Annotated in this window: 8 protein-coding genes and 1 pseudogene; 1 reads left to right on the forward strand and 8 read right to left on the reverse strand. The window is 59.6% G+C overall.

Annotated features, from left to right (window positions below; translation table 11 throughout):
• Positions 1 to 2,898 precede the first annotated feature (2,898 nt).
• Positions 2,899 to 3,038, reverse strand: a pseudogene (locus QJT78_RS45130) (IS256 family transposase); the annotation flags it as partial.
• 652 nt (positions 3,039 to 3,690) lie between these two features.
• On the opposite strand from QJT78_RS45130, the gene QJT78_RS45135 reads away from it, so the two are divergent.
• A complete protein-coding gene (locus QJT78_RS45135) occupies positions 3,691 to 3,885 on the forward strand; it encodes a hypothetical protein (protein WP_162131539.1) in 195 nt (64 codons plus the stop codon).
• 112 nt (positions 3,886 to 3,997) lie between these two features.
• Here QJT78_RS45135 and QJT78_RS45140 read toward each other — a convergent pair whose 3' ends face one another.
• The 7 genes from QJT78_RS45140 to trbJ all read right to left on the reverse strand — a co-directional run bounded on the left by QJT78_RS45140 (position 3,998) and on the right by trbJ (position 9,572).
• Positions 3,998 to 4,234 (reverse strand): DUF2274 domain-containing protein, encoded by a 237-nt coding sequence (locus QJT78_RS45140; protein WP_011084436.1) that lies wholly within the window; start codon positions 4,232 to 4,234, stop codon positions 3,998 to 4,000.
• A 5-nt stretch (positions 4,235 to 4,239) separates the two neighbouring features.
• Positions 4,240 to 5,442 (reverse strand): TrbI/VirB10 family protein, encoded by a 1,203-nt coding sequence (locus QJT78_RS45145; protein ID WP_011084435.1) that lies wholly within the window; start codon positions 5,440 to 5,442, stop codon positions 4,240 to 4,242.
• Positions 5,439 to 6,473: a P-type conjugative transfer protein TrbG gene (gene trbG, locus QJT78_RS45150; RefSeq protein ID WP_038945009.1), complete on the reverse strand. Its 1,035-nt coding sequence runs from the start codon at positions 6,471 to 6,473 to the stop codon at positions 5,439 to 5,441. The genes QJT78_RS45145 and trbG overlap by 4 nt, the downstream gene beginning before the upstream one ends.
• Entirely contained in the window at positions 6,470 to 7,153 is a 684-nt protein-coding gene (gene trbF / locus QJT78_RS45155; RefSeq protein WP_028144224.1) for a conjugal transfer protein TrbF, read from the reverse strand. The genes trbG and trbF overlap by 4 nt, the downstream gene beginning before the upstream one ends.
• Before the next feature lie 93 nt (positions 7,154 to 7,246).
• Entirely contained in the window at positions 7,247 to 8,473 is a 1,227-nt protein-coding gene (trbL, locus tag QJT78_RS45160) for a P-type conjugative transfer protein TrbL (RefSeq protein WP_038945010.1), read from the reverse strand.
• A complete protein-coding gene (gene trbK-alt / locus QJT78_RS45165) occupies positions 8,470 to 8,841 on the reverse strand; it encodes a putative entry exclusion protein TrbK-alt (RefSeq protein ID WP_080586783.1) in 372 nt (123 codons plus the stop codon). The genes trbL and trbK-alt overlap by 4 nt, the downstream gene beginning before the upstream one ends.
• Entirely contained in the window at positions 8,841 to 9,572 is a 732-nt protein-coding gene (gene trbJ / locus QJT78_RS45170) for a P-type conjugative transfer protein TrbJ (RefSeq protein ID WP_281460651.1), read from the reverse strand. The genes trbK-alt and trbJ overlap by 1 nt, the downstream gene beginning before the upstream one ends.
• Positions 9,573 to 9,586 lie beyond the last annotated feature (14 nt).

Below are 9,586 nucleotides of genomic sequence, written 5' to 3' on the forward strand. Positions count from 1 at the left end.
GCCGAAAGTCATCGCCGGTGTAAAGTTCATCGACGGAATCGAAGTCATTCCGAACACTGAAAGCCACGCCGCCTGATCAGGCCGCGTCACCCAAAATCAGCCATAGCTCGCTACAGCGCACTTTTGATGCATCGATTTTTTCCAGTGTTAAATCCACCGAGGTGAGCATAAGGCGGCATGCAACAGATTGTATTTCTGAGCCGATTGATCGGTAAAGAGCTCCTATAGAGTTTTGTACCGATGTGCTTGAGACCGAGGCGTCCGTCTCGGCAGTCCTCCCCCGCAGGCTGCTCTGTCCTGTCCGGTCCATTAACCGCTGGCCTATATGGTCACCTTGCCGAGCTTTTTGATACCGACCCGGATCGGGTCCGCCGGAATGCTCACGTTCATAGCGTCGCTCCGGCTCAGCCGGGCCCAGGTTGCGCAATCGGTTTAATCCCAGCCGGCGCCGGATAGGGCTGAAGGTCGCCGGCGACACTACCGGCCTCGATTGAGATCTGTTTGACCTGTGGCGCTGTCGTCCCAACGTTCCGGCTTCTGCGCATGGGAAGGCAGGATTTGGCTTGGATAAAAGAGGTCTTGTGGAGCGATCACGGTCCATCCACTCCTTCCTCGCCGAACGCTTAAACTTGGCGACCGTCCTCGCCGAAAACGGCGAGTTGCAGCGCACTGCAGCCTTCGTCAGGCCAGCCTCGATCAAGATTGGCGCCATGGCCTTTCGGCGTCAATGGCGCATTCTTGGGGGCGTTCATCCGATCCTTAAGGGGTAGGCTAAAGCTTCGGCAGGTTGCTTCCTCGTTCAGGACCGGATGGACAACCTACTGAAAGCTCACACCTCATGGTCTCACAGACATCCTACCCGAGCTGGTTGCCCCCCCATGCGGCCCCTCTAGAAGCGCGCGTATGCGCGCAGCGATCTGTCGCGCTTTTCGGCCGCAGGTTGGGTTCCACGCAATCGAGTATGGCCAGCATCGCCAGAACTTCGTCGACGTTAAATGTGGCCGCCCTGCGATCTGATAGTCCCAGAGACCGATGGGGGGCGCGGACCCGATTGGCTGCAAGCACCGCAAGCGCTTGCGGCCGCAAGGACGTAATATGCCGCTCGAATATATGCATTCGTTGGCCTGTAGCTGCCCTGTGGGCATGATGTCGCGAGCGCTGGTGGCCAACCCGGTCGCAAAGACTGGGGCTGGCCACCTTTGCTCCCAAGAGGCTCCAATTCTCAAGGGCTACAAAGTTGTATCTTCGAGAAGTACCAAGGGGCACCTACCAAAATCGGTGGCTCCCCTCCTCGTCGGCGACTCTCTAAGCTAGTTTTTGCCTTGAATTGGAGACACCAGCACGACCAGACACATGCACGTTGCATGAACAAGAAAACATGCCAATCGCACATGAGCGACGCAAGTATGTGGGCAGAGTCAATCTAGGCGGAGCACGATAGAAAGCCGCTGGAAAGTTATCCGAGACCCTCGTAGACCGCGATGAGGAGTACCTCGTTGAAAAATGGGCGACGCTGCCGGCGTCGCTCGTCGGCACGCCTGGCGGAGAGAATGGCACGAAGATAAGGGTGGAGGGGATTCAGCCACGCAGTCTTCTTCCCTTCCAAAGTATTGCTGATGATTGATCGGAAGCAGTGCGGGCGCGACCCGGTGCCGTTTGGTTGCGCTGGAGCAGGCGCTGTCCCTACCCGCCCGCCAGTTGAACTTAGCAGAACTTGGCTCGGCGCTTATCTCCCCGCGGACACACAGGGGCAGCGCTCTGTCCCTGCAGCTAACCTGCTCCAAACTCAGCTTCAAGCGGCGGCAAGAAGCTGATCGGGAGCTTATCGCCAGCGGACCGAGTGAAACCGCCAAAAAACGAGAACTAACTCGTGAGTTGGAAGCAGTGCGAACGCGGTTCGGCGCCTGACGGCCTGGGGCATCATGAGGCACTAACCCTGCCGCATCCGCACTGCAATGAGCTTAACGGAAGCGTAACTCAGCACATGGTGGTCCTTCAGCTCATGCGCTGTCCCTGCCACGCTCCCGTTAAACCCAACGATTCTTTATCGAGCCTGGCTTACCGAAAGCTGACAGACCTGCGCAGCAATTTACAACGAAAGGCGGCCTATGTGGCCGCTGGCAGTTGAGAGCAATTACGACGTTTACGCCTCAGACAATAGCCATTCGGCGCGCTTGCGATCAGCGGCAACCGCTCCGCGCTAAACGCCCGTGGCGTTCAGTTGGTCAAGCTCCACGTTGGTTTGTCGTATTGAAGACGATTGTGCCCGTTTCTCAAAATGCGTTACCAAGCTCCATCAGGCCCATCAGCGAGGCGCAAAGCGAACGGAAAGCAGCGGATGCGGCTCGGCGCCCATATCCATCCGGGGAGGGTGGACAAATGCGCTATCTCTGCCGCATCCGCTTCGCCGGCGAGCCAGGAGCGACATGACTCGGCACCTCCCATGGAGGAAGGAAGGCGCTGTCCCTATCAAGCGCCGCTGGCACAGTAGTCAGCCTCGGGAAGCACAAGGCTAGCCACCCGGCTTTCCCGTGAGGCCCGTCGCCTCAGGGTACAGCGGGACTTTAGCGACAAGGCGGCCTCGGGAGACCTACCAGCATTGGTGGTCATACACACTTAATCGAGAAACTGTTGGTCAAACTTGAAGACCAAGCGAGTTCAGTGCCTAGTGCTCCAGAACGATCAGGCGGCGCCAGGGGCGCCGCTTTCTCCCCATATTTCTGTTTCAGCTGCCGCAAGGAAAAAAGACCGAGCGCACCCTACAGCGTTGGCCAGCCGCAGCATTTCGTCACAACGCGGATGGCGAGCAGGGATGTCCTGCCGTCATGAAGCCGCCCGAGTTAAGAACGGCAACAAGACTTTGGGCAGCTCGCCGATCAAGCGGAGGGCGTTAGCCGCAAGGCTGACTCTTGGATCATCGCTGAACGGTGCGATTGTTTCCAGCGTCGTGAAACGGGCGTGCTGGACGGCGCATTCCTCGTTCTGTTCGAGCATGATCCGCAGTTGAGGTGCACGATGGCGTCTTCATTGGGAAAGATGGCGTCCCCCCTCGGTCCGACGAAGTGCATCTCTACCCCTTCGCGGGTCTCGAACTTCTTGCAGCGGCGGGTCCTTCCGGGCCCCCCTACGCGGGTGACCCGCGACCACTCGACTTTGCTAGATATAAAATTTCAAAAGGCACTTTCTGTTCTCGGATCGGCGTGGAACCCAGGGGTGGGCCTGCTCAGGAAAAAAATCCGGTCGGCTATTTTTGAGCCTGAAATTGATGTCTTCGTCCGTTCGTCATCGGGCGGCGCCAAGTGCGACCGAAACACGCTCGAAAGCATCTATACCAATTGAGACCGTATGGCTCCCAATCGGAGCCTCTATCCATGATCGTTATCGGCCTCAAGGGCCTTATCGGGGCGGCAAGACCACCGTGACCCGCATCGAAAGCCACGGGTTTGTACGCGGCCGGTTCGCTGGCGCGCTGAAGCGACATGCTGCGCGCCTACCCACATTACCGGCGCTGCGACGAAGCCACCATCGAACGCATGATCGACGGCGACCTGAAGGAACAGCCGTTGCCCTAGCTCAGCGGCAAGTCGCCCCGGCCGGCTGCCCGCTGACGGCCCAAGAGCTGCGAAGCTACGCAAATACGCCAACGCACGTCGTCGAGATAGCGCTGGCAAAAAAGCTGACTGAGGCGCCGTGGGCAACGCAGTCGACGAGGATGTCGGCGAGACGCTCCAATCGCTTATCGACTTCGTCGGCGCCGATGCGCCGTACCAGACCTTGTTGCGGGTGGCCAGTCTAAGATCCGAGCTGTTACAGCGGCGTTGGCGATTAAGCTACGCGTTTCGTCTTTCATCTGATCCAACGAATATGACCGTTTTTGTGCCATGAATGATAGAGCCGCGACGAAGAGGGCCCGACTACCGCCAGTCGCCTGAAGCTCATTTTTCAACACTGGCCATACGATGATGCGACCGGGACCATGACGTCATCTAGCGAAGCTCTATCCGTTCTCTACGAGCCGCCGAGTCTGCCGCCGCGACTTCAGGAAGCCGCGGTCGGTTGCCATGAACTTGAAGAGCATGGGCGAGATAAGCTTCGCTGGGTCAACCATCTGTCCACTTTGGGCGGATAGTAAATCCGCATAAGCAAGCAGATCGCGATGTACGCTTGCGGGTAGCTCCGCAGTGATCTTTACCGGTTTGTCATCTGGAACGGCAGCAATTTTCAACTTCGACACAACATCTACCTCGCGTAAGGCTGAAGGATCAGATCGCGATTCACGATCACGCGGATCGGGAAGCCAGGACGTACCGTCAGCGTGGGCTGGATATTGAGACCGCGCCGAACTACCTGCTGTCCAGTTTGGTTTAGAGAGTCCGAGGCGCCGTGACGCAACGCCTGGATAATTGCGCTGTCGTTGCTGTTAGTGTCCGAGCCGGCACCCAGTTCCGTTCCGACGGCGAGAAACGTCGATAGTGCCGCAGCCTTGAAGAGTTCGCCCCAGTGATTGTCCACCTGGTCTTCTAGGCCAGCATAGCCAGCGGTGTCAGCGCCAGGCTGCCGCTCGAGAACTATAGAACGTCCATTCGGCATGATTAGCCGGGTCCAGACGAGCAGAACGCGAGACTGGCCGAAAGTGACCTGGCTGTCGTAGATGCCGATTAGACGCGCTCCCTGAGGCACGAGCAGAAAGCGACCGGTCGGCGTGTCAAAAACATTCTCGGTTACCTGCGCGGTAATTTGGCCTGGCAGGTCCGATCGGATCCCGGTGATCAGCGCCCCTGGAATCACCGTCCCGGCCTGCACGATGTATGGTGAAGCGGGCCTGATGACACGGTCAGGGCTTACCATGCGACGGTCCACGGAGGCATTCACGAAGGCAAGCTTGCGGTCCTGGCCGTTTTGCGCAGATCTATCCTCGCCAGTGCTCGTTGCGCTTGGTGATGCGAGGCGGTCGCCTCCAACCGCCGCAGCGGTGGGCGGACGCGCTCCTTCATTGGTCGCAGCGAACAAATGGCTGATGCGGGCTGCCTCAGTCTCTTGATCCCGGCGCTGCTGGTCTGGATCAGTGCCGATCGTCGGCGACTGGCCTTGAGCAGCAAGTATTGGTCGACCGAGGTCGCCGGGAAGCGGCGGACCAAGCTGCGGGATTGGCTGGCGCGGAACGCCAGCATAGTCCTTCGGCAGCGTCGTAATACCGTCGGCAACATTGTGGTGGTCGGTACTGTAAAGCTCATCGGCCGCTTGATTGCGGGAGCGATTGTTCTGCAGCGACCACAGCACCGCTCCGCCGATGACAAGCAGGGCAACCGCGCTCCCGCCGGCCAAGACCTTCCGCGACAACCGCGTCACGCGCGTGTGCTCTGCTCTCAAGCGGAAGCTCTCGGATGGCTCCACTTGTGTCTCCGGCGGAATAGCTTGCTCGTTTACATTCCGAGAGTTCATGACGACGGCCTCCCGCCGGTTCTGACAATCCTGACCTTCTTCTGGTGCTCACCACCAAGCCGCAGTTCGGCGGCAGCAAACAGCCGATCGACGATCAATACATTGCCGTCAGCGCGATAGTTGACGAGTTCGGTCTTGCCGTCTGGACCGATGACAAAGAGCGGAGGCATCTCGCCCTGCACGATGCCTTGCGGGAATTCGACATAGACCTTGCGGCCATCGTCATATGCGGCGAGCGGTCGCCAGGGAGGACTGTCCCCTTCGATGGCATAGCGGGAGATGCGCTGCGCCGGGTTCGGAAGAGCGGGTTTCAGAGCGACCGGACGCCATCGTTCCCGTGCGGTTTCAGGATAGTACCAGGCAACAGACGGCATGTATGGCCGTTCGCGGGATCGGAGTTCGATCAGGTAGGTGCGCCGGTCAGTGTTGACCACTAGGTTGGTTTCGATCGAAGCTCGGGTCGGCTTGACCAAGACATGGACGCGCCGTGTATCGCCGCTGCCGCTCTCGGTATCGCCCACGACCCAGCGTACAGTATCTCCGGCCGCGATCGGCCCTGATCCCGTCAACTGTTCTCCCTCCTCGAGCGCGATATCTGTGATCTGCCCCGGCGCGGCGTAAATCTGATAGAGCGCCCCGGGACTGTAGGCGTAGATTTGCGCAGCATTGAAATACCCCCGCTTGCGCGGTTCGACCCTGGCCGCATTGTTTGCCATCTCAACCCGGCTCACCGGTTCGGCCTCTTCCTTCCCGGCCGACTTGCCTCCGAGAGCCGGCTTCCAGAGCGGCGGAACGTGAAGCGGTCGCAATCTGTCGTCGAGAGCCACGGGCGTCGCCGGCAGCGGAGGAACTTCAGTGTCATAGCTGATCTCCGGCGGAATGTATGTCGCGCACCCACCGAGCACGGACGAGCAAAGCATAAGAGCGGACAGAAGTGCACGCTTCGCGCTCACGAACCCGGGCCAAGTCGAATTGAGCCTGTTTTGCTGAATGGAACATTTCGAATGAATGTCAGACGGCGTCTTGGTCACTGACCCAACTCCTTTGACCAGTTGATGGCGCGGACATAGACGCCAAGAGGATTCTTGCGTAGGCGCTCGGCTTCGCGCGGCGTCTCGATCACGATTGTAAGAATTGCAGTCCAGCGCTCGGTCGAGTTCAACGCCCCATTGTCGTAGATGCGCTGGGTCCATGCGACCCGAAAGCTTTCCGACGACGCACGAATGACGCTCGAGACCTCGACAGAGATTTGCGCCTTACCCAGCTTGGCAAAGGGGTCGTTGCTGCGCGCGTAGTCGTTGAGCGCAGCGGCGCCGCGATCAGTCGTAAAATCATAGGCCCGCAGCCAGTTTTGGCGCAGAACGATCCCGTCTGCCGGTAGGCCTCTGACATCCTCGATAAAGCGTGCCAGATGATAGGCGATCTGCGCATCAGTGGGCTGATATTCAATGTTGGCCGGCGCAATCCGCTGAGCCTGACCGAGATGATCGACTTCGACCACCCACGGCGTGATCGAGCCCTGACTCGATTGCCAGACAAGGCCACCTGCGAGACCGGCTGACAGCGTCAGGCAGCCAAAAGCCATCAGGCGCCAGCTCTTGGCTTGCACGCGCGCTGATCCAATGCGTTCGTCCCAAACCTGCGCGGCCTTTTGATAAGGCGTAATCGGCTCGGGCATGCGCCCGTAGTGAACTGATGGCCGTTTGAACATCGATGGTTGCCCCTGATATCAAGTGATCGGTTTCAAGTCGTGCGATGGAATGGTTTGAGGCGCTGTGTGTGCGGCGGAGATGCAGGGTGCGTCTCAACGTTCTCCCTCGGACAAATCGACGGAGGAACCGCTACCACCATGATCGCCCGAGCGGACGGCGTGGCCAGCGGCCGAGGCACCATGCCGGATGGTCTGAGCACGCTTCATGCGGCGAGCCCAATCAGGCTGCCCTTCAGCCGGCGCGCTCGCGCCCTGCTCGCCCGCTTGGCTACCTCCGAAGGCAGCCGCTGCTCGACGCAAAGGACTCGTCGCAGCCGAAGCGCCAGCCTCCGCGACGCCGGCAAGGCCGCCGCTTCGATAGGCGGCTGTTGCTCCGCTGATGACAGCGCCGCCACCGCGCGCGCCGCCTGCAATCGCACCACCAGCGAGACCGGCACCGCCAGCGGCAAGTCCCGCGCCAGCCGCAACAATGCCGCCAGCAGCAAGGCCTGTTCCAATCGTGGCTCCGGCGCCGAGTTGGGGGCCGCCCGACACCAGGCCGTTTGCGATACCCGGACCGAAGATACCGAGGCCCAGCAAGGAAAGCGCCGCGAGCACCAGCGTCATCGCGTTTTCGATGGTTGGCTGTACACCGCCGAAACCTGCGGTGAACTGCGAAAACAGGGTGGAGCCGATGCCGACGATGACGGCCAGGACCAGGATCTTAATGCCGGAAGATATGACGTTGCCCAGAACGCGCTCCGCCGCGAAGGTGGTCTTGCCAAACAAGCCAAAGGGAATGAGCACGAAGCCGGCCAGTGTCGTGAGCTTGAACTCGATCAGGGTGACGAAGAGCTGGATCGCCAAAATGAAGAAGGCGAGCAGCACCACGACCCACGCGAACAGGAGAACGACGATCTGGACGAAATTTTCGAAAAAGCTGATGTAGCCCATCAGGTTGGAGATCGAATCGAGGAGCGGTCGGCCGGCATCAAGTCCGACTTGAGCGATCTTTCCAGGTCTCAAGAAATCCGATGCGGAGAGGCTTGCGCCTGATGCTTTCAGGCCAAGACCGGCAAAGCTCTCGAAGACGATGCGCGCCAGACTGTTCCAGTTACCGATGAGGTAGGCGAAGACCCCTACGAAGAGCGTCTTCTTGACGAGACGCGCGGTGATGTCCTCATCAGTTCCCCAACTCCAGAACAACGCTGCGAGCGTAATGTCGATCGCACCAAGGGTCGTTGCGAGATATCCGACATCGCTCCCCAGCAGCCCAAAGCCGCTGTCGATGTAACGCGTGAACGTTTCCAGGAACTGGTCAATGATCCCCGTACCAGTCATGGCTTGCTTGCCTCAGGTGTCACCAGGTTCGGATATCCCTGCGGGATCCGGCTTGGATCCTTTGGAGCGAGCGCCACGCCGGCAGCGGAATCGTCGTGGCCAGGTAATGTGGCACCGTCTTTCTTGCCAAAAAAGCGACGGCGGTTTTCGGCCCAAACTTGCTTGCAGTGATGATAACCCGCGGCTTCCTCCGCAGTGACGCTGCGGCAGCGCGCGAGGTCAGAGCTGGTTGCTTCTGTCGTCTGCTCGGCCTTCGGTGGTGGAGCAGGACCGTCTCCGCCACGAAGCTGAATCGTGCAGGCAGCGACGGCCACTAGGCCGATTGTCGTAAGCAGCGATAGCGCCTTGAATGCCTTTAGCTCGGTCATCAGTGGAACATCTGCACGTTGAAGGATTGATAGCCCTCTCCTGGCGTCAGGAATCGCCTGAGTTGCTCTCGTCCTTGATCCTGAGCCGAGCCGCGCTGAGCCGCTTCGAGGCTCTGCGCCCTGCCCTGCGCCGTCACGACAGCGGTGAGGTCGGCGAGTTGCTGCGCGTTCAGCGCGAGAATCTGATTGCCAGCTTGGGTTGCCTGCAGAGCACCGCTTGCGCCTTGGCTAGACGCTACGAGCGCGGACGTCTGGATGCGATTGGTGTCGAGATTGCCAACGATGCCCGCCTGAACTCGCAGCGCGTCTTGCGTTGCGGCATAGGAATTCTGCCAACGTGTTTGGGCTTTGAAGATCAGCAACTGGTTCGACTGGCTGACTGTAGCTGGCGCATAGCTCGTCGAAAACGCGCGATCGATCTGCTGGACGTCATAGGCGATGCGCTGGGCCTGGGCCAGTAATTGCTGAGTCCGCTGGATCGAGGATTGCAGTTGCTGCAGCGACGAGTACGGCAGGTTTGCTAGGTTCTTCGCCTGATTGATCAGCATCTGCGCCTCGTTCTGCAACGAGGTGACCTGATTATTGATCTGCTGGAGCTCCCGCGCAGCTGTTAGGACGTTCTGCACGTAGTTGTTTGTGTTTCGGCATGGAATAAGGACCCCGTTTTCGGGGTGATCGGCATCCAATCGGGACCCCGGGATAAGGGTCCACAGTGGCTTCCATCGAGTCATGGAAGCCGAGGTTG

Source organism: Bradyrhizobium sp. Mp27 (assembly GCF_029953005.1).
Lineage (GTDB): Bacteria > Pseudomonadota > Alphaproteobacteria > Rhizobiales > Xanthobacteraceae > Bradyrhizobium > Bradyrhizobium barranii.